The organism is Chitinophaga niabensis, from assembly GCF_900129465.1.
In the GTDB taxonomy this organism is placed as follows: domain Bacteria; phylum Bacteroidota; class Bacteroidia; order Chitinophagales; family Chitinophagaceae; genus Chitinophaga; species Chitinophaga niabensis.
On sequence record NZ_FSRA01000001.1, the window covers coordinates 3,691,624 to 3,716,696 of the forward strand.

A 25,073-nucleotide genomic window follows, 5' to 3' on the forward strand; every position below is an offset into this window, starting at 1 on the left:
CATAAGATACCTGATAGCAGGGGTCTCCCTGCTTTCGTATCCGGGTCTGTTTATGAATTAATCCTTCGTGATGTGTACAAAAGTGCTATCTCCTTTCTGGCTATAGGAGATGCGCTGAACAAACGACATTTTTTTAAGTACAAGTTCAAGTGATACCTGCAACGGGAAGGTGGCAGTCATCCTTTTTGCCGCAATAGCTTTATCTGTTAATATAAAGGCCTGTCCGTACCGGCGCTGTAATTTGGCAAATACCTCATCCAGCGGCGTATTATCAAAGATCAGTTTACCTTCTTTCCAGTCTGTAGCTTCGCCGGGGGTAAACGTTGATTCTTTATATTCCCTGTTGTTCCTGTAGCTGATCCTGTTGCCGGGTAACAATATCTTTGAAAATGCAACGGCGGTATCTTCTGCACTCACGGCTACTTTCCCTGAGATGAGGCTTACATGGATGCTACTGTCTGAATAGCTGGGGGTAGCAATATTGAAAGAAGTACCCAATGCTGTTGTGATCAATCCGCCTGCATTTACACTAAAAGGCTTTTCCTGGTTTGTTTCCACTTCAAAATAAGCCTCTCCTTTCAGCCACAGTTCCCGCTTTTTAACATTATAGGTTTCATCATACATGAGCATGGAATACCCGTTCAGCCATACGGCGGTACCATCCGGCATATGCACCAGTTTTACACCTGGCCCGTTGTTGGATAAGGTGTCCATGTGTTGTACATGGAGGGTTTGAGGCATTGTTTTTGTCTGCAACAGGTACGCAGTTGTTGCGATGATCCCCAGTACGGCGGCCGCAGCGGCCATCCGTAGCCATGGGATCCGTCTTATTTCTTTAACCGGTGTTGGCTCATCCCATTTTGTCATCAGATACCCGTCCAGCTCCCTGTTATCCTGTTGATCCAGCCAGGCTTCCACCTGTTCCTGTTCCGCTTCGGTACAAAGGCCTTTAAAGTATTTATCCAACAATTGGTGGTTCATGTGTTAGTCAAACGGTGGTTATTAACCCGGTTGCAATAAGAGTACGTTTGTAAAAGAGGGATGTACCAATGAAAAAACGGAGTTCATAATTTGGTAACATTACATGGTTAACGGGCCGTCAGCTCCCGGCGGATAAACTGTAAAGCCAGCTGCAGGTGATTCCTGACGGTCATAGGTGATAGGGACAATTGGTCAGCAATTTCTTTATGGGAACGGCCTTCATCGCGGCTCATCAGGTAAATGTTCCGCCGTTGTTCAGGCAACCGGGCAACCAGTTGTTGTATTTCTTTACGTAACTCTTTGTACAATAAGGTATTCTCTGCTGAATCCTCATCCTGCACTTCTTTCTTATGCAGGGTTAACTCACCCAGGTTTTTCTTTTCCCGGTATAACTTACGGGTTTCATCGATCACGATGTTCTTCACGTAAACAAATAACAGCGGGAAAATATCCTGGCCGGGCTGCACCCGCTCTATATTCTCCCATAACCGCACAAAACACTGCTGTGTAATCTCTTCCGCCCTTTCTGCATCGCTGGTTAACTTGTATGCAAAGCGGTAGACCTTGTCCCGGTTTGTGACAAACAACTCCTCAAAAAGTACTTTTGCTGGAATTTCGGGCATGACAGAACAATTGAAATTAACGTGGATAAATGTAGGCGTTACATGTTACTTGAATGTTAACATACGTAAAAGCAAAAACCCCAGAGCAACGGATCGCTCTGGGGCCAGCATAAACATGGTTTTCTTATTATTTTTTGGTCATCTGCAAAATAGCCACCAGCGGTAAATGGTCTGAAGCCAGCTTTCCGGTAACCGGTCCATAACTGATCACCCTGAAATGATTCGCAGGTTTGAACATAATATAATCGATCGTTCTGTCCGGTTTATCCGAGGGGAAAGTATAGGCACAATTCAAACATCCCATAGTGAATTGCTGCTTTAAGATGCCGATCGTCTGGCTCGTTGGCAAAGCATTCAGATCACCTGCAAGAACCAATGGGTTTTGCGTCAGATCTTTCACCAACCTGTTTGCCTGCAGGATGCGGTTATCTTCTGCTCCCAGGTGATCCAGGTGGGTAGCTGCGAAGTTGAACTTCATGCCTTCTGCTTCTACCGTGATCATAGCCACAGACCTTGGTTCTGAACCTGCCAGCGCGATCGGTAATTCCAGCCGCAGGGAATCCAGGATCGGAAAACGGGACAGTACAGCATCTCCGTATTCACCACCGTCATATGCCATGGCTTTGGTGAAGTAGGAATACATCCCGGTTAACCGGCCTAATTCTTTCGCCTGGTCCACTGTAGCGCCGCTGCGTTTTGTATAACGGTCCACTTCGGAAAGTGCTACCAGGTCCGGCTGAATGGATTTGATCACATCTGCCGTTCCCTGCAGATCTATCGCAGTGCCTGTCATGGGAATACCCCTGCGGATATTATAACTCAGCACTTTCACACGCACCTTTACGGAAGTATCTACCGGTACCGGAGGATTGGTGCCTCCATTACTTTTACTGCAGGAGAGCGCCAGGAAGGACAATAAAATTAATCTCATCATACTACTAATAATAAACCTGCATTTGAGAAATTACAGGCAGGTGATCACTGGTGGAAACAGTTCCTACTCTATTCTCCACTACCCTGAAACGGTTAGCCGGTGAATAGATGATATAATCTGTATTGCTGGCAGGGTTGGTAGCCGGATAATTGAAAGCACAACCTTCTGTACAGATCAGCGTAAAGCGTGTTTTTAAGGCCAGGTAGGTATCTCCCGCCAGCTGATCATTGAAGTTGCCTCCCACGATCACCGGCCCGTCATACGGCTGTAAGAATTCCAGCAGCTTGGCTGGTTGCCCCGCCCTTAAAGTAACGTTCGCATTGAAGTGTGTGCCGGCAAATGTGAGGGTCTGCCCTTCCTTTACTTTCACTTTGATCACAGCCAGCGGACCGGGTTCGCCGGAAGGTGTGGGCAATATAAATGCCGCACTGTCTGTGATCGGGAATTTGGATAATACGGCAGTACCATATTCTCCGCCATCATGATTAATGGCTTTGGCAAAGTAGCTGAACATACCCAGCTTCTTCGCGATCTCTGCAGGCATATCCACATATCCGCTACGTTTAGTGTTCTTGTCTATCTCCCTGATCACAATCAGGTCTCCGCCTAAGGGACGCAAAACATCTGCCACTGCGTTCACATCAAATACGGTAGACTTCTTACCATAAGAGATCACTTTCAGGTTCAGGCCGTCTCTTTGCGCTTCCACTAAAAAATAGGCTGTGCGCAGGTTTTCATTCACTGCTACATTACCTGTTACCTGCTCTATCGTAACCGGCAAAAGGTATTTCTTCAATGATTCCAGCACACCTGCTGTTTTGATCTGCAATTTCAGGGGTGCAGTACTTTGCTGTCCTTTTGCAATGGTCCCGCTGGTTTGCAGTAGTTCATAACTACCTGCCGGCATAGTTTCGTAGGCAGTACCGTTCAATTGATTATAAGCAGCTACGAGTGATGCGTCTACCCTGAACTTTACTTCCAGGTTATTGCTGTTATTACGCGGCCCACCAAAGGCGGCACCGAAGATGATGGTCTGTGGTGTGTCTGCCATCACCAGGTTAACGATGGAAGGCAGGTTCACTGCCTGCGGCATATATACCTTTTCATACAATTCCGGATGAGGAATATCCTTATCGTACTTACAGGCGGAAATGAGGATAATAGAGAGTATACTGAGTAAATACTTCATGTCGAATAATGTTAAACGTGATCAATTACCATCCCGGGTTCTGCACAATGTTCTTGTCAATATCTATTTCAGACTGTGGTACCGGGAAGAGATAATAGTTCTTCCGGAACACTCTTGTTTCAAATACTGTTCTGCGATAGAAAGCCGGCGGATCTGCATCTACGTTCATACCATAAAATGCACCGCCCTCTGTTTGTTCTGCGATCTTCCAGCGGCGGGTATCAAAATAACGGAGGTATTCAAATGCCAGTTCTACCTGCCGTTCGTGACGGATGGCTTCTCTCATCGCTGCCTGTCCATTGGGTACAGGCAAAGGATTAGCACCCTGGCCGTATTGCGGAACACCTGCCCTGTCGCGGATCATGTTCAGGTACAACAGGATGTCGCTGTGCCCCGGTTCTGCTTCATTTAATGCTTCCACATAGTTCAGCAGCACCTCCCCGAAACGGAACATGAGATAGGCACGGTCCTGGTATTTATTGAGACGAGGATTGGTCAGAGGGGATACATTCTTACGGTTCAGGTAACCTGTGCGGGAATGGTCCCAGGAGCCTTTCTTGCCGGATTCTCCGGAGAACCACGTCTGGATCACTTTATTACCTTCTGAAGGGTTGATCCAGTAACTGCCTGCATAAGATACCGCTACATAAAAACGCGGCTCTCTTCCCACATACATATTGTAGGTGCCAACAGTAGTATATTTTGTAGCTACGGTGGACATACCTGTTTCCTTATAACCGGAAGCTGTATTGATAACAGGAGAACCATCTGCGTTATAGCCAGTAATAGGCCGCATGCCGTTTTCCATTTCGTAAGCATCTACCTGTTTTTGAGTAGGGCCTGTTGCAGAGTAACCCGCAGCAATACCTCTCGGTGTAGCAGTACGCTCCCAGGCAGAGATAGAACTTTTTGCACGCGCAAAGATCCATTCACTGTTCCAGGTATCTAAGAAAATATCACGCAGGGAAACGATGGGATCGCTCTTTTTATATAAAGAGAAAAGCCCTTCATCTATGATCGCTTTGGATGCATCTGCCGCCCTGCGCCATTTGGTGATATCTTCTGTTTGGTTGACCAGTTGTTTACCATCTGTGTTCTTAAAGTTTGCATAGTCTTTATTCCCATTGAATAAAGGACTTGCCGCATACAACAGCAGGCGTGCCTTCACCGCCATACAGGCTGCCTTGGTAGCACGGCCGTAATCCATTTCGCTTTGTACGGTGAAATGCAGCGGCAATTCCGTAGCTGCTTTATCCAGTTCTTCCACTACATAATCCACACATTCATCAAAAGAGCTGCGCGGCAGGTTGAGGCGAGGATCGCTGATGGGCAGGTCCACAGGAATAGCATCATCACCAACCAGTACAGCAGGACCATATTGCTCCATGATCAGGAAGTAGCAGTAAGCCCTGAGGAACCTGGCCTCTCCTGTATATTGTTTGATCAGCTCTGCACCATTCGGTTCACTGAGCAGTTGCTCGTTCTTACCTATGCGGGACATAAAGTAAGTAGCTGAACGGATACCCTGGTAGTATCCCTGCCAGAAGTTATAGTAATTGGATAATGCATTCCAGTTACCAATATTGATCTTGAAAGAATAGTAATCAACACGGTCGTAGGATACATCTCCTTCATCAGAACAACCGATCCAGGGGATACCTGCAGTAACGCCTGCATGGTCCCTGATAGCAGTGTTGTAAATATTGGCCAGGTATTGTTCAGAGAGGTCTCTGCGGTTAAACACCTGGTCTATGGTAATGCGGTCATCCGGCACCTGGTCCAGGAAATTCTTCTGGCAGGCAGTTAATGAAAATATCGTCAGCAGAAAAAGAACGATTCCTGATCTGTACATGAGTTTGTGATTTTAGAAAGTAAAGTCAATACCGGCACTAAATGTTTTAATCAGCGGGAAGGCAGCACCACTGCCATTGCCCAGTTCAACATCCCATAGTTTGAATGGAGAGAAGGTGAGGATGTTCACACCCTCTACAAACACAGATGCACTCTTCACCTTTGCCCTGTTCAGGAACGCTTTAGGCATGCTGTAAGCCAGCTGTGCATTCCTTAAACGGATGTAACGGCCATTCTGCAGCCACCAGGTACTTTCTGCATAGTTATCATTCACGGTACCAGGTGCTAAACGCGGATAGAATGCTTTGGGATTTGGGTTCTCTTCCGTCCAGCGATCGCCGATATTACTGAAGAGGTTGCCACTGGCCATACCTTGCTGGAAAGGGATCATACCCTGACCGGTGAGATAGATATCTACATTCCCTATACCCTGGAACAAACCGGAGAGCGTGAAGTTTTTATAGGAGAGCGTTAAACCAACACCGTATACAATCTCAGGAATGGGTCCGTAACCAATAGCTGTTTTATCATTTGCATCGATCACACCATCCGCATTCAGGTCTTTATATTTGATATCACCTCTCCGGGTATCACCTGTTTGCCTTGGACTGTTGGCTACTTCATGATCGCTTTCAAATATTCCCAAAGCGATGTAGCCAAACTTCTGCTGCACTTTCAGACCACGCTCTTCCAGCCATGGATAACGGCGTGCGGGTTCATCATTTTCAATCACTTTGTTACGGGTGAATGTGAAGTTGCCCAGGAGCTGGAACTTAATGTCCTTGCCTATTTTGCCGGACCAGGTAACGGAACCATCAATCCCTTTATTCTCAATGATCCCTACGTTACCGAAAGGAACTCTCCGCAAGCCTGCATAAGCAGGCACAGATTCTTTACGCAGGAAGATGCCTTCTCTTCTTTCTTTAAACAGGTCCGCCTGTATGTTGATGCCTTGCAGGATCTGCAGATCAAAACCCAGGTTGGTTTTCTGTGATGTTTCCCAGGTCACATCTGATGCATATTCTCCCAGTTCCCTTCCTATATAGTTATTATTCATGTTCTTGCCAAAGGTATACGCATTGCCACTGGCGGGAATAGTTTCCACAGTAGCGATATAAGCGAACCTTCTGCCGGTGATGTTGCTGCTGCCCACAATACCATGTGAAAAACGTACTTTGGCCACCTGTACAATTTGCTTCAGCGGCTCAAAGAATTTTTCTTCAGATAACAGCCATCCTAAACCCCCTGAAGGGAAAAATCCGTAGCGGTTCTTCGGTGTAAAGTTTTCCGAACCATTATAACCAAAGTTCAACTCCAGGAAGTACTTTGAGTTGTAGCCATATGTAGCACGGCCAGACACTCCTCTGAAACGTGTAGGCAATGATAGGATGAGGTCTTCCGTCTGCGTATCGATCTTATCACTTTGGTTATAGATCAACATAGCGCCTATGCTGTGTTTACCAAATTCGTTCACATAGTTCAGCGATGCTTCATTGTACAGTGAACGGTTACCTTGCCTTGCATTGGAATAACCGAGGAAATCGTCTCCGCGAAGTACTTCCTGGTAAATGAGCTTCCCATCTGCATCTCTTCCGGTAGCACGGTAGGTGCTTGGCTTTTTAGTACGGCGCTGGCTGGTATAATTGTAAGCATCAAAAGCAAACATGGCATTGATAGAAAGGCCCTTCACGAGGAAGTCAAGGTCCTGCCTTACCTGTAAGTTGGAGTACAACTGGTTGCGCCACTGGTTCGCATAACCAGAGTGTGCCAGTAATGCCCAGGGGTTCTGCACATTGGCGCCCGCCGGGATATCCGGTATCTTCCCATCTTTATACATGGTAGGATACATGATCGGTGTAACAAAGTAGGCTTTCGCAAAAATGTCCGCAGCATTGGAGCCGGGGTAATTCACATTCGCGAGCCAGCCCTGCAAACCCAGCTTAACATTAGTGGTGCGCGTAGGTTGTAAAGTGATGTTAGTGGTAACGTTGTATCGCTTCATAGCGATTTCATTATTATAGGTATTGAGTGCATCTTTTTTATACATACCCACTTCATCAAAATAACCTGCCCCTACATAGTAGCTGGCTTTTTCCGCACCGCCATTGATATTGAGGTTTACACGGCGGCTGCGGCCATATTTATCGAACAGTTCTTTAAACCAGTTCACGTCTGGATATAATTCGGGATCTGTCTGGTTACGGGTCATCTCAATCATTTCATCCGTATACATCGGAGCACCACCCCTGGTGGTCAGTGCTTCGTTGGAAGCTTTCATATAGGTCACGCCATCTGCAAAATCCGGGATCTTGGTCAGTTGTGTGATCCCTTCGTTGTACCTTAAACGCACCACCGGTTTTCCGATCTTACCGGTTTTGGTAGTAATAAGTATTACACCGTTCGCACCGCGCACGCCATACACTGCAGTAGCGGAAGCATCTTTCAGTACAGTGAAACTGGCAATGTCTTCAGGGTCCAGGCTGCCCATATCGCGGGGCACACCATCTACAAGGATCAATGGTTTGCTGAGTGCATTATCGAAGGTGGATACTCCCCTGATCCATACATCTGCGCCTGCGCCGATCTCACCATTACGCTGTACGGAAATTACTCCGGAGAGGCGGCCACCCAGCACAGTACTTAAGTTGGAAGCCGGGATCTGCAGCTCCGAGGGTTTTACGGAAGATTGCGCACCAACAAGACTGATCTTTTTCTGTTGCCCGAAACCGATCACCACTACTTCGTTCAAGCCACCTTCCAGCGCTTCCATGATCACATTGATCTCATCCCTGTTGCGCACGGCGATGGTTTGTACTTTGAAACCGATGTAGCTGAACTCCAGGGAATCTTTAGGATCAGCGCTGATCCTGTACACCCCTTTTTCGTCTGTGATGGTACCTCCGGATTTTGCTTTTACGCGTACCGTAACTCCCGGCAGCGCATTGCCCAAACCATCCTTCACGAAACCCGTGATCTCAAGGTCTATGCGTTTTACAGCAGTAACAACAGGCGCAGGAGCTACCGCACTGCGGATCACTACGCTCCTGCCTACCAGCTCCCAGTTCAGCCTGGCCGGCAGTAATAACTGGTTGAGCAGGTCGCTCAGCTTCTGGTCTGTAACCTTTAAGTTCACAGGCTGCGACAGGGAGGCATGTGTACTGTAAATAAAAGCCACATCGGCCCGTTCGCCCAATAATTTCAGCGCAGTTTCCAGCGATTCGTTCCTTACCTGCAAACTGACCTTTTTGTCTAATACAGTCTGACCTTCCGCACTGCGTGAAAATGCCATTTGCAGTGAAAATAACAGGAAGGCAAACCCAATAACTGACCCTCTCATAATGACAAGGATTGTGTGTTTAGAGAACCGGTAAAAATCCATACATTTGATCGTTTTTAGGAACATTAAACATAGCCCCCATGTGCAGGTTGGCGCTCGCACGGGGGGCTTTTTCTTTATAGCTACAGGAATCCCGTTCAGGCTTGTTGCCAAACCTGTCAGGTACTTTTAAACTTCCGGGAAATACTTTCTAGTCTTTAATGATGACAGCCGTTCTCTGCGTGGATAATGACCCTTTTTCCATCTGCTTCATACGTGGCATCAATTGTTTTACATATTAATTGCAATACTTCGTCTATCGTTTGGTTGACATGGAACTTACCTGTTATTTCACATTGTTTTGAACTATTATTACTAATCTCTATGCTGATATCATAATGGCGTTGCAATACTGCCGCTACTTCTGCCAGCGGCATATGGAAGAAGTTAAGCTCTCCTTTCACCCATGCTTCCGGCTCCTTCTGAAACTCAGCATGGCTGAGCTTTCCCTGCTGTTTATCAAACACACCCGCCTCTCCTTTTTCCAGTATTATTTTTTCTGTGGCTTTGCTCATTTCCACTTTTCCGCTGATCACGCCTACACTGATCTTTCCATCTTTCGGATAAGCCTGGATATTAAAACTCGTACCCAGTACCCGCGTACGTACTTCTCCGCTGGTGATCACAAAAGGCAATTCGCTGCTGGCCTTTACGTCAAAGAAAGCTTCTCCTTCCAGGATCACTTCCCGTGTTTCCCAGTCTGCCATATATTGCAGTTTACTTGCAGCATTCAGCACCACAACAGAACCATCAGGCAGTTCTATCCTTTTAGTACCTGCGAGGCTCTCTATGGTTTCCATTTGCCCGGGCCTGCTCATCAATATGTATATCAATGCGGCACCCAATACCACTACGGCAATGGCTGCTACGCGTAAGATCATCATACGCAAGGGCTGCCGGCGGGCCGGTATTTCAATTGACTGGCGAACATCCTTGTACAGCGCATCCAGGTAAGCCTGCTGCGCCGTAGCCGTCATATTATGCCATTCACCCTGGTTTGTATTCCTGCTGTTTAACCAGTGCAGCACCTGCTCTTCCTCTTCAGGAGTACAGGTGCCGGCCTGGTATTTGTCCAGCAGTTTGCTGAGTTGCTCTTGATCCATCGTTGGACTTTACATCTATATTGTCGAATGAAAAAATACGGTGGTACTATAAGGGGCAAAAATATTTTCAGAGAAAGAAAAAGAACATCCGCTTCAGGGAAAAGCGCAATTGCTTCAATACCATAGTGAGCTGATTCTTTACGGTTTGATTAGAGATATTCAGGGTGCTGGCAATCTCATTCACACTCATGTGCTGCTGCCTGCTGAGGCGGTAAATTTCACGGGCACGGGGAGGTAAACGGTTTAGCTCTGCTGAAACCGCATTGTCGAGGTCTTTATAGATCAGGGTATTACCAGTACTGTTATCTACATCATTATCCGATGCTTCCACTGCTGCCAGGTAGTTTTCGTGCAACATATGGCGGCGTAAGTGATCGATCACGCGGAAGCGTACGGCTTTCATCAGGTAAGCACGAAGGGATTGTTCAATGTGAAGCTGCGCACGTTTTCCCCAGAGTTCTACCAGCAGATCGTGAATGATGTCTCTTGCCTCTTCCAGGGAAACCATTTTCCCGGCAGCAACATCCATCATTTCCTTTGCATACTGATGGTATAACCATTCAAACGCAAGGAGATCACCTTCCCTGAAACGGCGCACCCATTCGGCTTCTTCTATGTTGGTCATTCCGCTCATGAATTGTTAAAATACCCAAAAATAACTAAGAATCAAATTAACAGTTAGCCGCGACCCTTTAGTTTATTGTTAAGAAAAAGGCCCGATGGATCACCGGGCCTTTTCTTTATTTTTTACTGCGTTGTGCTATGAAGTATAATGGTATGCCTAACAGGATGATACCCAATCCCGGAATGGCGTAATTAGGCTCGTATATCAGGAGTAAAATTGCCAGTGACAATGCAACCAGGATATACAATGCCGGTAATACAGGATACCCGAAAGCTTTGTAGCTGCGGGGAATATCCGGCCGTGTTTTACGCAGGATGAAGATCCCCAGGATAGTGATCACATAGAATACCAGTACGCCGAATATCACCATGGCCAGCAGATCGTTATACTTACCGCTGAGGCAAAGCACACAGGTCCAGGCACATTGGATCCAAAGGCCGAAACCCGGTACATCATCCTTATTCAGTTCACCGGCCTGTTTGAAGAACAGCCCATCTTTTGCCATGGTATAATAGATCCGCGCGCCGGATAAGATCAACCCATTGTTACAACCGAAAGTGGAAATGATGATCATTACTGCAATGGTTGCAGCACCCACCCCTGCTCCGAAGATGCGTTCTGCTGCTGCCACGCCCACCCTGTCTGAAGGCGCAAAGGCGATCTCGTTGAAAGGCAGTACGGCGAGGTACATGAAGTTAGCGGCTACATAAATAATGGTTACAATAAAAGTACCCAGGAACAATGCCCTGCCAATGTTCTTCTGCGGATTTTTGATCTCTCCCGCAATGAAGGTTACGTTATTCCAGGCATCGCTGGAGAACAGGGTACCTTTCATGGAAACCGCTACCGCACCAAAGAAAGCCATAGTAGTTAAACCGGTGGTCACCAGCTGGCCATCCGCCATGCTGAGGCTGTTCAGCTCCCAGGCATTTGCCCAGTTGGCATTCCATATCTCTGCTTTGGCCCCGATGATCAATCCGAAGATGATCAATCCAAAAAGAGAGAACAGTTTGGTAAAAGTGAAAACGGTTTGAATGATCTTACCATTCTTCACCCCTTTTGTATTAATAAAGGTGAGCAGGATAACAGAAAGCATGGCCACCAGCTGTGCCACAGACACATGAAAGCTGCCTATTTCAAAGAGGTAATTCTTCTCCCCCAGTTCCGGTGCCAGGTAACCTACATATTTGGCAAAAGCCATGGCCACGGCAGCAATGGTACCCGTTTGTATCACGCCGAACTGCGTCCATCCAAAGAGGAAGGCGATAAATGGATTGTATGCTTCCCGCAGGTACACATATTGCCCCCCTGCCTTTGGGAACATGCCGGACAGTTCACCATAACTGAGTGCGGCAATCAGTGTTACCACACCCGCCAATACCCACATGGCCATCATCCACCCGGAAGAGCCCATGGAGCGTGCTACCTCCGCGGATACAATAAAAATACCGGATCCTATCATGGAACCGGCTACGATCATGGTGGCATCCACCAGACTTAGACTTGGTTTGAAAGAGTTTTCCTGGTTGATTGACATGTGAGGTTGATAAGGTGGTTTATAAAAAAATCCCGGTGTAATATACCGGGATTAAATTTAATATATTTCAGGATTACATCCTGCGACTTATTTTTTAGCTGCTGCGTTCAACTCCTTGATCACCTCGTTGGTAACATTGTAAGCCTCATCCTTGTACAGGATATTGGTGGCCCCGCTGCGATAAGAGAAGATGAAAGCATAACGATTGTCTGCATTGAACTTCTTCACGCTTTCGTCCAGGCGTTTTTGCAGGTCTTCATTGAACTGTGCTTCTTTGGTTTGTAGTTGTGCGTACAGGTTCTGGCGGTTTTGTTCATGCTGCTGTGCTTTCTTCTGAAGGCCCATTTGCGCAGCCTCACCTTCTGCCTGCGTCATAGTAGGCGCTCTTTGCTGCAATACCTGTAATTCGTTCTGTAATTGTCTTTCGCGGGCACCAATCTCATTCTGGGCTTGCTCTTTTTCTTTTTCCAGTGCCGCCTTTTTTTCTTTAAAGTAGTCGTAGTGTGCTTCCAGGGAATCAATATCTACATACGCCAGCTTTAGAACTGCGCCTGAGGCGGGTTGTTGTACAGAAGAATTATTAGCTGATGCGGCGTTCTTTTGATTAGCTTGTTGGCAGGATGCGAATACACCGGCTACCGCCGCCAGGAATAATCCATTTTTCACAAAAAGTTGACGAGTGTACATGTTGATCGGTAGATTTTTAACCCTTATAATATGAAATAGAAATCTTGAGGCGGCTAAAATAAGGTTTTTGGGATATAAAAAAACGTTAAAATGGATTTTTATACAGATGTGCAATTAATCTTGTGGGGCAGCATGCCTGTTATATAGAAAAGGCCGCCCCCATATGGAAACGGCCGCCCAGTTGGCATATTATATCTTATTTAACTTTTTCCAGTAACATCTCGGGTTCATCGGTGGTCAGGTAATCCACGCCCGCTTTCAGGTAAGTATCCATCTGCTCCGGGTTATTCACTGTCCAGATATTCACATTGATGCCATTTTTCTTTGCATCCTTGATGATACTGATATCTTTATCGATCACTTTAAAATTGTAGTCAAAACCCCAGATCTTATCCGCTTTCAGTTCTGCCGGTGTTTTATCTCCCATCAGATATGCAATCTTGGCAAAAGGATTGAGTTCCACGATCTTTTTGCAGATATTATAGTCGAAGCTGATATAGAGCATCCAGGCCTCACACTGATGTTTGCGGATCAGTTCCACGCATTTTGTAGCCAGCTCCTCTGCCCTGGCCTTACCTAAACCGGAAGGTTTCAGCTCCAGTACCAGGTGGGTGGTGTTCTGCTTCATGGCCTCGAGGATGTAATCTTCAAATAAAGGAACATGATCACCTTTATTTAATGGTATGGAGGTAAGATCTGCGATCAATGTTTCCTCGATCTTTTTATCACCGATATGGTTATCATGAGAAAGCACGGGTACGCCATCCTTAGACAGCCATACATCGAATTCAGTACCTTCCGCACCGATGCGGATAGCATCTTTCAGGGAGCTGAGGGAGTTCTGGCTGGAACCTGTGTTTTTCCAGGCACCGCGATGGGCTACCACTTTATTACGATGAAAATCATCCCTTACGAGGATAAAGGTTTCACGCTTATCGCCGCTCTGAACGGTTACGGCATATTTGAAGGAAGGGGTATTAGCCGCCACACTGTTTTTTTTGTTCAGGCGGATTTCGCCTTTTTTGCTGATGGTGAAAAGCCCGGAGGTATCTTCCACCAGTTTAGCTGCCTGGGCAACGCCCTGTGCATTAAACACCTGTCCCACCAGGGCACCTTTTTTGGCCACGGGGATCTTGTAATTGTTCAACAGCAGGGAAGGTACCTGCCCATGAACCGCAACTGCTGCCATCAATGCAGGGATCATAATCAGACTTTTGCTCAGTCTATAACGTAGACGCATGGTATTGTGTTTTTATCTTTCAAATAGTTACTTTTCAACTTACAAGATACTTTTATATTGTTGTATTTTACTTACAATTTAATTTCGTGCCAAGGTAATATGAATCTTTTGTAAACGTGAATGGTTTTGATTAAATTACCATTAAAGAATAAAAAACCGCCAAAACAGCAACCATATACCATCGCATGCCCCTTAATATCCATGTAAAAACAATAGTCCATGTGGCTTAAGCTCCAGATCCGCTCCATCCTCTATGCAGGTACCGCTGGCATTACGGACGATGATCAGCGTGCCCGGATATTACGCAACAATGCTGTTGCGCTCTTCACCGCCTTGCTGGCGTTGATCTTTGGTCTCTATTATTATTTTATCTCCAGGGAAAAAATGATCTTGTACGGCGTGCTTACAGAAGCGACCTGTTTCTTTACGGGTATTTTCTGTAACCGGTTACGGCGCTATACCGCAGCCACCATCATCGTTCAGTTCACCAACCTGCTGGCAGTGGTTTATTTCGGCTGCCTGCTCAGCCTCAATATGGAAGCCAGCCTGCTGGCCATCTTTATTGTTGGAACTTCCTTCCTGATCCTGAAAGATATCAGCTCCCGGATCATTTCCATTACTGCCACCTTTGTGGCCCTGGCCTTAATGGAACTCAACAAACTTTACCCGGTGATCACGCCCATTGTATTTGAGCCGGCTACTGCGCTGATGGTTCATTATACCGCCCCGTTCGTGATCGTATTGCTGAGTTGCCTCACCATTGTATTATATGTCTGGCAGAACGACCGGCTGCTGCTTAAAATAAAGAGTACTACCCATAACCTTGAGCAACATGCGGTAGAGCTGGAACGCACGAATGATGCATTGGAAAAAGCCAATCTCACCAAAAGCATTTTCCTCCGGGAAACCAGTCACGAGATCCGTAATCCCCTGAATGCCATTTTTGGGATCAGCCAGTTACTGATGATGGAAATGGAAAAAACAGACCAGTTAAAATCCATCTCCAAACTGATCATCCATCTTCATTCCGCCAGCTACAATGTTACCCAGATCATCAACAATGTGCTGGAATTATCCAAGCTGGAGGCCGGTGTGCTGGACGATGTGCGGAAGGACCATTTCAATATGCAGGAATGGATCAGCAACATTATCCATATCTACCAGTATGTGGCTGACCTGAAGGGCGTAAAAATTGAATTGGAAATAGACCTGGACATGCCGGAAAGGATGATCAGCGATAAAGTAAAGCTCACGCAGATTGCCAACAACCTGCTGATCAATGCCATTAAGTTCACTGCGGACAACAGTGTAATTAATGTTCACCTGTACCCGGAAAATGATCAGTGGTCTTTAGCTGTAAGTGACCAGGGGCCGGGTATTCCGGAAGAAATGATGCAGGCCATCTTTGATCCTTTTATCACGCAGCAGGATGCCGCTTTTATTGATGGCACCGGCCTTGGCCTGCCTATCGCCAAACGGCTGACACAGTTATTATATGGAGAGATCAAAGTGCGGCGCAATGAAGATGGCGGTACTACTTTCATTGCCAGCTTCCCGAAGGAAGAACATGTACTCCCTCCTGCGCCGGCTGAAACTAATTTCCTGGCGGACGATGTGGATTATAGTGATAAAGTGATATTGGTAGTGGAAGATAATATGATGAACCAGATGGTGTTCTCCAATTTCCTTTCCCGTTCCCGCTGCAAACTGATCTTAGCGGATAATGGCCAGCAGGCACTGGAAAAGGCCAGGATCCAGGTCCCGGACCTGATATTGCTGGATATGCATATGCCGGTGATGGACGGGTATGAAACACTCCTGGAACTGAAGAAAGACCCCAGGCTAAAAAATATTCCGGTGGTAGCTATTTCTGCCGATTCATACAAAGAAGCGGTGGAAGAAGTGATGCAGGCCGGCGCGAATGATTATGTATTGAAACCCGTTCAATTCAGGCCCTTGTATGAAGTGGTGGGAAAATACCTGAAACCCCAACCGGTAGCGATCTGAAACTAAAACCGGGAGCAACCTGCTCCCTGCCTTCCAAGATCTGAAAATCCTTTCCCATAAAAAAAGGGAGCGCTTTTCGCGCCCCCTTTATTCTCTATCATTAACTACGTTCGAAGTTATAACTATTCCTCTTCGTCAAACTGGAACACTTCTTTAGAAGATGCCAGGATATCATACTCTTCTTTAGAACCTACGATCATGTTTTCAAACTCTCTCAAACCAGTACCGGCCGGGATCAGGTGACCTGTAATCACATTCTCTTTCAGGCCAAGCATATCATCTGTTTTACCGTTGATGGCTGCAGAAGACAGTACTTTGGTAGTTTCCTGGAAGGATGCGGCAGAGATCCAGCTGTGTGTACCGAGGGATGCTTTGGTGATACCAAGCAACAGCGGGCTGGACGTTGCAGATTCCGCATCGCGGTATTCCACAAGTTTCTTGTCCGCACGGCGTAACACGGAGTTCTCTTCACGAACCTGGCGCAGTGATACGATCTGACCAGCTTTCATGCTGGTAGAATCGCCTGCTTCGGTTACTACTTTCTTATCGTATATCTGATCGTTTTCTTCAAAGAATTCAAACTTATCGGTAGTGTCGCCTTCCAGGAAGCGGGTATCTCCCGGATCCTCGATGGTTACTTTACGCATCATCTGACGCACGATCACCTCAATGTGTTTGTCGTTGATCTTCACACCCTGTAAGCGGTATACCTCCTGAATTTCATTCACCAGGTATTCCTGAACAGCAAACGGTCCTTTAATAGACAGGATGTCTGCAGGTGTAATAGAACCATCGGACAATGCGGTACCTGCTTTCACGAAGTCACCATCCTGTACAAGGATGTGGCGTGTCAACGGAACGAGGTACTTCTTGATATGTGATTCGCGGCTTTCGATGATGATCTCACGGTTACCACGTTTGATGTTACCAAATGCTACCACACCATCAATTTCAGAAACGATGGCAGGGTTGCTCGGGTTACGTGCTTCAAAGAGCTCCGTAACACGTGGCAGACCACCCGTGATGTCTCTCAGCTTACCGATCACGCGTGGGATCTTCACAATCACCTGACCCGCTTTCACGGAAGCACCTTCTTCGAGTATTACGTGAGAACCTACAGGTAAGTTGTAAGATTTGCTTTCCTTGTTACCATCAACGATGAGGGAAGGGATCTTGTTCTTATCCTTGGTTTCGATAACCACTTTTTCACGGTGACCTGTTTGCTCATCCGCTTCTTCGCGGTAAGTGATACCATCGATGATGCTATCAAAACGGATCTTACCGGCAATTTCAGAAACGATAACGGCGTTGAACGGATCCCAGAAGCAGATCACATCACCTTTCACTACTTTCTGACCATCTTTCACTACCAGGGTAGATCCATAAGGTACGTTGTTAGTGATCAGGAGACGGTCGTTCTTCACATCCATGATCCTCAATTCACCGGTACGGCCGATAACCACCTGTACTTTTTCACCTTCACCGTTTTCGAATGTGGTCGTACGCAAGCCATCGAACTGAACAGTGCCATCAAATTTAGCAGTGAGGGTAGACTCTACTGATGCAGAGCCGGCCACACCACCCACGTGGAAGGTACGGAGTGTCAGCTGTGTACCTGGTTCACCGATGGACTGTGCTGCGATGATACCAACGGCATCCCCACGTTGTGTGGTGTACCCGGTGGCAAGGTTTTTACCATAACATTTCACACACACCCCTCTGCGGCTTTCGCAGGTAAGTACAGAACGGATCTCTACTGTTTCAATGGTGCTATCTTCAATATGTTTGGCAATTTCTTCTGTTATTTCCTGACCTGTAGATACGATCAGCTCTTCAGTGATCGGATCAAACACATCGTGCAGGGAAGTACGGCCCAGGATACGATCGTACAGTGGTTCTACCACCTCTTCGTTATCTTTCAGGGCAGCAGTTGCAATACCACGGAGGGTACCGCAATCTTCTTCCGTGATCACCACATCCTGTGCAACGTCTACGAGACGACGGGTCAGGTAACCCGCATCCGCCGTTTTCAACGCTGTATCCGCAAGACCCTTACGGGCACCGTGCGTAGAGATGAAGTATTCCAATACGTTCAGACCATCTTTAAAGTTGGAAAGGATCGGGTTCTCGATGATCTCGGAACCGGAAGAACCACTCTTACGCGGTTTTGCCATCAATCCTCTCAAACCAGCCAGCTGTTTGATCTGTTGTTTAGAACCACGCGCACCGGAATCCAACATCATGTATACTGAGTTGAACCCTTGTTTATCATTGGCGAGCTCACGGATCAGTGTTTCGGTCACTTTCGTGTCCACACGGCTCCAGATGTCAATGATCTGGTTGTAACGTTCGTTGTTGGTGATCAGACCTGTGTTGTAGTTATCCCACACTTCATCCACCTCGCCGGACGCGCCGTCGATCATGAGTTGTTTAGCTTCAGGGATGATCAGGTCATTGATATTAAAGGACAATCCACCACGGAATGCTGTACGGAAACCAAGGGTCTTGATATCGTCCAGGAATTTCGCAGTTTTTGGAATGTCTGTTGCTTTAATGATATCACCGATGATCTCACGCAGCGATTTCTTAGTGAGCAGGGCATTTACGAAGCCTGCTTCACGCGGAACGAACTGGTTAAAGATCACACGGCCTACTGTAGTTTCGATCAGCTTTCTTTCCAGTGTGCCATCCGCTTTACGGATATCTGCTTTTACGCGGATGTTAGCGTGCAGGTCAACCCGGCCTTCGTTGTAAGCAATGATCACTTCTTCAGCAGAGTAGAAGGCTTTACCTTCTCCTTTGATCACTTCTTCAGCTGTAGTTTTCTTACCCTTGGAGATGTAATACAGACCGAGTACCATGTCCTGAGAAGGCAGGGTGATTGGTGTACCATTCTGAGGGTTAAGGATGTTGTGGCTGGAGAGCATCAGTAACTGGGCTTCCAGGATAGCAGCGTTGCTCAAAGGAACGTGTACCGCCATCTGGTCACCATCGAAGTCAGCGTTGAACGCAGAACACACCAGCGGGTGAAGCTGGATTGCTTTACCTTCCACCAGTTTGGGCTGGAATGCCTGGATAGACAAACGGTGAAGGGTTGGAGCACGGTTCAGCATCACCGGGTGACCTTTCAGTACATTCTCCAGGATATCCCAAACCACTGCTTCTTTTCTATCTACGAGCTTTTTAGCTGATTTAACTGTTTTTACGATACCTCTTTCGATGAGCTTACGGATAATGAACGGTTTGAACAGTTCAGCAGCCATATCTTTCGGTAAACCACATTCGTGCAGTTTCAGTTCAGGACCTACCACGATAACGGAACGACCGGAATAGTCAACACGTTTACCGAGCAGGTTCTGACGGAAACGACCTTGTTTACCTTTCAGTACATCGGAGAGAGATTTCAGTGCACGTCCGCCTTCTGCTTTAACGGCGTTGGATTTCCTGGAGTTGTCGAACAGGGAATCCACCGCTTCCTGCAACATCCGTTTTTCGTTCCGTAAGATCACCTCTGGCGCCTTGATCTCGATCAGGCGTTTGAGACGGTTGTTACGGATGATCACACGGCGGTACAGGTCGTTCAGGTCAGAAGAAGCAAAACGGCCACCATCCAATGGTACAAGCGGACGTAATTCCGGTGGTACAACTGGAATGTATTGCATCACCATCCATTCCGGACGGTTATCAACACGGCCATTGGCATCACGGAAAGCTTCCACCACACTCAAACGTTTCAGCGCTTCCGCTTTACGTTGCTGGGAAGTTTCAGTGGCAGCCTGGTTGCGGAGCTGGTAAGAAAGACCGTCCAGATCAATGCGGGACAGCATCATTTCTACCGCTTCAGCACCCATTTTGGCGATGAATTTATTCGGATCTTCATCCGGCAGCATCTGGTTGTCTTTCGGAAGGGTATCCAGGATATCCAGGTACTCTTCTTCAGTGAGCAGATCGCTGTAGTTCAGTCCTTTCTCCTGTTTCACTCCGCTTTGGATGATCACGTATCTTTCATAATACACGATCGTTTCCAGTTTCTTGGAGCTCATACCGAGCAGGTAACCGATTTTATTAGGTAATGATTTGAAATACCAGATATGAACAACAGGCACTACTAAACGAATATGACCCATTCTTTCACGACGTACTTTCTTCTCTGTCACTTCTACACCACAACGGTCGCACACAATGCCTTTATAACGGATACGCTTATATTTTCCGCAATAACATTCGTAATCCTTTACAGGTCCGAATATCCTTTCGCAGAACAAACCATCACGTTCGGGTTTGTAAGTACGGTAGTTGATGGTTTCGGGTTTCAGCACTTCTCCATAAGAACGCTCCAGGATGGTATCCGGAGAAGCGAGACTAATGGTGATGTTACTGAAATTTGATTTAGGACGATTTTCTTTTTTGATGGCCATTATATGTTATTTAAAGAAAACTCATTGGAAATGCATGGTCTGAGATGCCATGGCCTGTTTGTCTTCACATGATTATACGGCAGCTCCCGCTTGTGCGGGAACTGCCTATATATAATAATCTTAATCAAACTTCAGGTCCAGACCGAGACCACGTAACTCATGGATCAATACGTTGAAGGACTCAGGTACACCGGCTTTCGGTATATTGTCTCCCTTCACGATTGCTTCATAAGCTTTCGCACGGCCTACGATATCATCGGACTTAATTGTGAGCAACTCTTGCAGGATGTTGGCGGCACCGTATGCTTCCAGGGCCCATACCTCCATCTCACCAAAACGCTGACCACCGAACTGGGCTTTACCACCCAGCGGCTGTTGCGTAATGAGACTGTATGGTCCGATAGAACGGGCGTGCATCTTGTCGTCCACCATGTGGCTCAGTTTAAGCATGTAGATAATACCTACTGTTGCTTTCTGGTGGAAGCGCTCGCCGGTTTCTCCATCACTCAGGTAAGTGTGGCCGAAGCTTGGCAATTTAGCTTCAGTGATGTATTCTGCGATCTCTTCCACGCTCGCACCATCGAAGATAGGCGTGGCGAATCTTACACCCAGTTTCTGACCGGCCCATCCAAGAACGGTTTCATAGATCTGACCAAGGTTCATCCGTGAAGGTACCCCAAGTGGGTTCAACACGATATCAACCGGGGTTCCATCTTCCAGGAATGGCATATCCTCATCGCGTACGATCTTAGCCACGATACCCTTGTTACCGTGACGGCCTGCCATCTTATCCCCTACTTTCAGCTTACGTTTGCTGGCCAGGTAAACCTTAGCCAGTTTCAGTACGCCCGCTGGCAGTTCATCACCGATAGAGATGTTGAACTTCTCACGTTTGTAGCGGCCCAGCTCCTCGTTGTACTTAATGTTAAAGTTGTGGAGGAGGAAGTTGATCTGGTCGTTTGTTTCCTGATCAGTTGTCCAACCCAATGGGTTTACAAACTGGAAGTCAACATTCGCCAGGTTCTTGTTGGAGAATTTAGAGCCTTTGGAGATCAGTACTTCACCGTAAGTGTTGGTGATACCTGCAGACGTTTTGTCTTTCAGCAGCAGCAACAATTTACTCATCAGCACTTCCATCAGGTCTTCTTCATTCTTCTGATGTATCTTTTCCAATTTCTCCAATGCCGCTTTTTCACGGGTTTTGGAGTTCTTGTCTTTCTTAGCGCGGGAGAACAGCTTCTTGTCGATCACCACACCTTCTGTAGATGGTGGTGCCTTCAGGGAAGCATCTTTCGCATCGGAAGCTTTATCACCGAAGATCGCTCTTAAGAGTTTTTCTTCAGGAGAAGGATCAGATTCACCACGTGGGGTGATCTTACCGATCAGGATATCTCCTTCTTTAATATGCGCACCTACACGGATGATACCGTTCTGATCCAGGTCCTTGGTGGCTTCTTCGCTCACGTTCGGAATATCCGGAGTCAGTTCTTCTTCACCCAGTTTAGTGTCACGTACTTCCAGTTCGTATTCGTCGATATGAATAGAGGTGAACCAATCTTCTTTGGCAACACGCTCAGAGATCACGATCGCATCCTCGAAGTTGTATCCTTTCCATGGCATGAAGGCCACTTTCAGGTTACGGCCGAGGGCCAGCTCACCTGCACGGGTAGCGTATCCTTCTGTTAAGAAGTCTCCTTCTACCACTCTTTGTCCTTTCTTCACAGCAGGACGGAGGTTGATACAGGTGCTTTGGTTGGTTTTAACGAACTTGGTCAGTTGGTAGATGATCAGATCATCTTCAAAGCTTACCAGTTTCTGCATTTCGTCGCGCTCATAGCGAACATGGATCTCATTTGCATCCACGAACTCTACCACACCTTTACCGTTTGCAGTGATCTGCAGGCGGGAGTCGCGTGCTGCTTTTCCTTCCAGGCCGGTACCTACGATAGGCACCTGTGGATTGATCAGCGGTACAGCCTGACGTTGCATGTTTGATCCCATCAACGCACGGTTGGCGTCATCATGTTCCAGGAACGGGATCAGGGAAGCGCTCAAACCAACGATCTGGTTCGGAGCCACGTCCATATATTCTACTTCTCCACGGTCCAGGATCGGGAAGTCGCCGGTTTCGCGGGACTTCACTTTCTCGTTGGTGAAGGAGCCTTTATCGTCCAACGGAGCGTTGGCCTGGGCTATCTTAACAGAATCTTCTTCTTCAGCGCTCAGGTATTCGATCTTGCTCATATCCACTTTACCGTCTTTTACTTTACGGTAAGGTGTTTCAATGAATCCCATTTCATTCACCATGGCGTGTACGCACAGGGTGGAGATCAGACCGATGTTTGGTCCTTCAGGGGTTTCGATCGTACAGAGACGGCCGTAGTGGGAATAGTGTACGTCACGTACCTCAAAACCTGCTCTCTCCCTGCTCAAACCGCCGGGCCCGAGTGCGGAGATCCTGCGTTTGTGCGTGATCTCAGACAGTGGGTTGGTCTGGTCCAGGAATTGAGACAACTGAGAAGTACCGAAGAAGGAATTGATCACGGAGGACAAAGTTCTCGCATTGATCAGGTCCACTGGCGTAAACACCTCGTTATCCCTTACGTTCATTCTTTCACGGATGGTACGGGCCATACGGGCCAGACCTACGCCGAATTGCGCATAGAGCTGTTCTCCCACGGTACGTACACGACGGTTGCTCAGGTGATCGATATCATCGATATCAGCTTTACCGTTGGTCAGTTGAACCAGGTATTTGATGATGGCGATAATATCCAGCTTGGTGAGCACTTTCATGTCCAGCGGAGTAGGCAAGCCCAACTTGCGGTTGATCTTGTAACGGCCTACATCTCCGAGGTCATAACGTTTATCAGAGAAGAATAATTTATCGATGATACCCCTTGCTGTTTCGTCATCCGGCGCATCGGCACCACGCAATTGGCGGTAGATGTGCTGAACGGCTTCCAGTTCGGAGTTAGATGTATCTTTGTTGAGGGTGTTATAGATGATGGCAAAGTCGCCGCTCACCTCTTCTTTCTGCACAAATACAGATTTCACGCCCATGTCTGTGATCAGCTCGATATTGGTTTCATCCAGGAAGCTGTCGCGTTCCAGAACGATCTCATTTCTTTCGATGCTCACCACCTCACCGGTATCCTCATCCACGAAATCTTCCACCCAGCTACGTAAAACGCGGGCAGCCAGCTTTTTGCCGGTGTATTTTTCCAGGTTCTTGCGGTCTGCTTTAACTTCGTCAGCCATACCAAACAGCTCCAGGATATCCTTGTCTGTTTCGTAGCCGATGGCACGCAACAGGGTGGTTACCGGGAATTTCTTCTTACGGTCGATGTACGCGTACATCACATTATTGATGTCCGTCGCAAACTCCATCCAGGCTCCTTTGAAGGGGATTACCCTTGCAGAGTAGATCTTGGTACCGTTTGGATGTACAGATTGACCAAAGAATACACCAGGAGAACGATGGAGTTGAGATACAACTACCCGTTCAGCACCGTTGATCACGAATGTGCCCCTTGGGGTCATGTAAGGGATATTCCCGAGGAATACGTCCTGTACAATTGTCTGGAAGTCTACGTGCTCCTCGTCGTTACAGCTCAGACGGAGTTTTGCTTTGAGCGGCACGGAGTACGTAAGCCCCCGCTCAATACACTCTTCGATGGTATAACGCGGAGGGTCTACGAAATAATCAAGGAATTCCAGATTGAAGATATTTCTCGTATCTGTGATCGGGAAGTTTTCCTTGAATACTTTAAAAAGGCCTTCGTTGTTTCGCTTGTCTGGTGTGGTTTCTAATTGGAAGAAATCCTTGAAAGATTGAATTTGGATAGCCAACAGATCCGGTGTCTCAGCAACTTGTTTGATCTTTCCAAAATTAATTCTTTCGTTAGTTTGGGCTTTTTTTAGAGACATATTCGAAGTTAGCAGTTAATATAACTTGTATGAATAAGGGAAATTAATGATTCTTTGTCAAATACATCGAAATTCTTGTCTATTGAAGGACACTTTCCCAAAGGGGTAAGGTCAAAAGTGCAAAAGCACTTTTGACCTCAAAAAGATGTATCTAAACAAAGAATTACTGAATTTCAACTTCAGCGCCAGCTTCAGTCAGCTTCGCTTTCAGGTCTTCTGCTTCAGCCTTGGCTACGCCTTCTTTGATAGCTTTAGGAGCACCGTCTACCAGTTCCTTAGCTTCTTTCAGACCAAGACCGGTCAGATCCTTAACGATCTTCACTACGTTCAGCTTGCTTGCGCCAGCAGATTTCAGGATTACGTTAAAGGCAGTTTTTTCCTCAGCAGCAGCGGCTCCACCACCACCATCAGCAGCTACAACAACTGCAGCAGCAGCTGGTTCGATACCGTATTCGCTTTTCAGTACGTCTGCGAGTTCTTGAACTTCTTTAACAGTAAGACCTACTAATTGTTCAGCTAATGCTTTTACGTCTGCCATTGTATGATATTTTTGAAATTGTTTTTTAAAATTT

General features: G+C 46.9%; 15 protein-coding genes. 1 reads left to right on the forward strand and 14 read right to left on the reverse strand.

The window, feature by feature from the left end; genetic code table 11:
• Positions 1 to 57 precede the first annotated feature (57 nt).
• The 11 genes from BUR42_RS14600 to BUR42_RS14650 form a co-directional block, all read right to left on the reverse strand.
• Positions 58 to 981 (reverse strand): FecR family protein, encoded by a 924-nt coding sequence (locus BUR42_RS14600; protein ID WP_074239936.1) that lies wholly within the window; start codon positions 979 to 981, stop codon positions 58 to 60.
• A gap of 107 nt (positions 982 to 1,088) precedes the next feature.
• Positions 1,089 to 1,604 carry an RNA polymerase sigma-70 factor gene (locus BUR42_RS14605; protein WP_074239937.1) on the reverse strand — a complete coding sequence of 172 codons (516 nt, stop codon included), beginning with the start codon at positions 1,602 to 1,604 and terminating at the stop codon, positions 1,089 to 1,091.
• Positions 1,605 to 1,731: 127 nt separating this feature from the next.
• The gene (locus BUR42_RS14610) at positions 1,732 to 2,538 is read right to left on the reverse strand and encodes an endonuclease/exonuclease/phosphatase family protein (RefSeq protein ID WP_084185575.1); all 807 of its coding nucleotides are present in this window, start codon (positions 2,536 to 2,538) and stop codon (positions 1,732 to 1,734) included.
• A gap of 4 nt (positions 2,539 to 2,542) precedes the next feature.
• Positions 2,543 to 3,727 (reverse strand): BT_3987 domain-containing protein, encoded by a 1,185-nt coding sequence (locus BUR42_RS14615; RefSeq protein WP_074239939.1) that lies wholly within the window; start codon positions 3,725 to 3,727, stop codon positions 2,543 to 2,545.
• Between the two features lie 25 nt (positions 3,728 to 3,752).
• The gene (locus BUR42_RS14620) at positions 3,753 to 5,579 is read right to left on the reverse strand and encodes a RagB/SusD family nutrient uptake outer membrane protein (RefSeq protein ID WP_074239940.1); all 1,827 of its coding nucleotides are present in this window, start codon (positions 5,577 to 5,579) and stop codon (positions 3,753 to 3,755) included.
• A 12-nt stretch (positions 5,580 to 5,591) separates the two neighbouring features.
• Positions 5,592 to 8,915: a SusC/RagA family TonB-linked outer membrane protein gene (locus tag BUR42_RS14625; RefSeq protein ID WP_200798261.1), complete on the reverse strand. Its 3,324-nt coding sequence runs from the start codon at positions 8,913 to 8,915 to the stop codon at positions 5,592 to 5,594.
• A 197-nt stretch (positions 8,916 to 9,112) separates the two neighbouring features.
• Positions 9,113 to 10,057, reverse strand: coding sequence for a FecR family protein (locus BUR42_RS14630; RefSeq protein ID WP_074239941.1), 945 nt, complete (start codon positions 10,055 to 10,057; stop codon positions 9,113 to 9,115).
• Positions 10,058 to 10,124: 67 nt separating this feature from the next.
• Positions 10,125 to 10,682 (reverse strand): RNA polymerase sigma factor, encoded by a 558-nt coding sequence (locus BUR42_RS14635; protein WP_074239942.1) that lies wholly within the window; start codon positions 10,680 to 10,682, stop codon positions 10,125 to 10,127.
• Positions 10,683 to 10,797: 115 nt separating this feature from the next.
• Positions 10,798 to 12,219: an APC family permease gene (locus BUR42_RS14640; protein ID WP_074239943.1), complete on the reverse strand. Its 1,422-nt coding sequence runs from the start codon at positions 12,217 to 12,219 to the stop codon at positions 10,798 to 10,800.
• Between the two features lie 87 nt (positions 12,220 to 12,306).
• The gene (locus BUR42_RS14645; RefSeq protein WP_074239944.1) at positions 12,307 to 12,906 is read right to left on the reverse strand and encodes an OmpH/Skp family outer membrane protein; all 600 of its coding nucleotides are present in this window, start codon (positions 12,904 to 12,906) and stop codon (positions 12,307 to 12,309) included.
• Positions 12,907 to 13,102: 196 nt separating this feature from the next.
• Positions 13,103 to 14,146 carry a glycerophosphodiester phosphodiesterase gene (locus BUR42_RS14650; RefSeq protein ID WP_074239945.1) on the reverse strand — a complete coding sequence of 348 codons (1,044 nt, stop codon included), beginning with the start codon at positions 14,144 to 14,146 and terminating at the stop codon, positions 13,103 to 13,105.
• A gap of 219 nt (positions 14,147 to 14,365) precedes the next feature.
• Between BUR42_RS14650 and BUR42_RS14655 the strand changes: the two genes are divergently transcribed.
• Positions 14,366 to 16,153 carry a hybrid sensor histidine kinase/response regulator gene (locus tag BUR42_RS14655; RefSeq protein WP_074239946.1) on the forward strand — a complete coding sequence of 596 codons (1,788 nt, stop codon included), beginning with the start codon at positions 14,366 to 14,368 and terminating at the stop codon, positions 16,151 to 16,153.
• A 122-nt stretch (positions 16,154 to 16,275) separates the two neighbouring features.
• Here the strand turns inward: BUR42_RS14655 and rpoC are convergent, their stop codons facing one another.
• From rpoC to rplL, 3 genes are all read right to left on the reverse strand, one after another.
• Positions 16,276 to 20,571 carry a DNA-directed RNA polymerase subunit beta' gene (rpoC, locus tag BUR42_RS14660; protein WP_074239947.1) on the reverse strand — a complete coding sequence of 1,432 codons (4,296 nt, stop codon included), beginning with the start codon at positions 20,569 to 20,571 and terminating at the stop codon, positions 16,276 to 16,278.
• Positions 20,572 to 20,691: 120 nt separating this feature from the next.
• Entirely contained in the window at positions 20,692 to 24,501 is a 3,810-nt protein-coding gene (gene rpoB / locus BUR42_RS14665; RefSeq protein ID WP_074239948.1) for a DNA-directed RNA polymerase subunit beta, read from the reverse strand.
• Between the two features lie 163 nt (positions 24,502 to 24,664).
• Positions 24,665 to 25,039, reverse strand: coding sequence for a 50S ribosomal protein L7/L12 (rplL, locus tag BUR42_RS14670; RefSeq protein WP_074239949.1), 375 nt, complete (start codon positions 25,037 to 25,039; stop codon positions 24,665 to 24,667).
• Positions 25,040 to 25,073: the final 34 nt, after the last annotated feature.

What these genes read in the sequence shown, in the direction of transcription:
- BUR42_RS14600 (WP_074239936.1), bottom strand. Translation starts at nt 981, where the DNA reads ATGAACCACCAATTGTTGGATAAATACTTTAAAGGCCTTTGTACCGAA.
- BUR42_RS14605 (WP_074239937.1), bottom strand. Translation starts at nt 1,604, where the DNA reads ATGCCCGAAATTCCAGCAAAAGTACTTTTTGAGGAGTTGTTTGTCACA.
- BUR42_RS14610 (WP_084185575.1), bottom strand. Translation starts at nt 2,538, where the DNA reads ATGATGAGATTAATTTTATTGTCCTTCCTGGCGCTCTCCTGCAGTAAA.
- BUR42_RS14615 (WP_074239939.1), bottom strand. Translation starts at nt 3,727, where the DNA reads ATGAAGTATTTACTCAGTATACTCTCTATTATCCTCATTTCCGCCTGT.
- BUR42_RS14620 (WP_074239940.1), bottom strand. Translation starts at nt 5,579, where the DNA reads ATGTACAGATCAGGAATCGTTCTTTTTCTGCTGACGATATTTTCATTA.
- BUR42_RS14625 (WP_200798261.1), bottom strand. Translation starts at nt 8,915, where the DNA reads ATGAGAGGGTCAGTTATTGGGTTTGCCTTCCTGTTATTTTCACTGCAA.
- BUR42_RS14630 (WP_074239941.1), bottom strand. Translation starts at nt 10,057, where the DNA reads ATGGATCAAGAGCAACTCAGCAAACTGCTGGACAAATACCAGGCCGGC.
- BUR42_RS14635 (WP_074239942.1), bottom strand. Translation starts at nt 10,682, where the DNA reads ATGACCAACATAGAAGAAGCCGAATGGGTGCGCCGTTTCAGGGAAGGT.
- BUR42_RS14640 (WP_074239943.1), bottom strand. Translation starts at nt 12,219, where the DNA reads ATGTCAATCAACCAGGAAAACTCTTTCAAACCAAGTCTAAGTCTGGTG.
- BUR42_RS14645 (WP_074239944.1), bottom strand. Translation starts at nt 12,906, where the DNA reads ATGTACACTCGTCAACTTTTTGTGAAAAATGGATTATTCCTGGCGGCG.
- BUR42_RS14650 (WP_074239945.1), bottom strand. Translation starts at nt 14,146, where the DNA reads ATGCGTCTACGTTATAGACTGAGCAAAAGTCTGATTATGATCCCTGCA.
- BUR42_RS14655 (WP_074239946.1), top strand. Translation starts at nt 14,366, where the DNA reads ATGTGGCTTAAGCTCCAGATCCGCTCCATCCTCTATGCAGGTACCGCT.
- rpoC (WP_074239947.1), bottom strand. Translation starts at nt 20,571, where the DNA reads ATGGCCATCAAAAAAGAAAATCGTCCTAAATCAAATTTCAGTAACATC.
- rpoB (WP_074239948.1), bottom strand. Translation starts at nt 24,501, where the DNA reads ATGTCTCTAAAAAAAGCCCAAACTAACGAAAGAATTAATTTTGGAAAG.
- rplL (WP_074239949.1), bottom strand. Translation starts at nt 25,039, where the DNA reads ATGGCAGACGTAAAAGCATTAGCTGAACAATTAGTAGGTCTTACTGTT.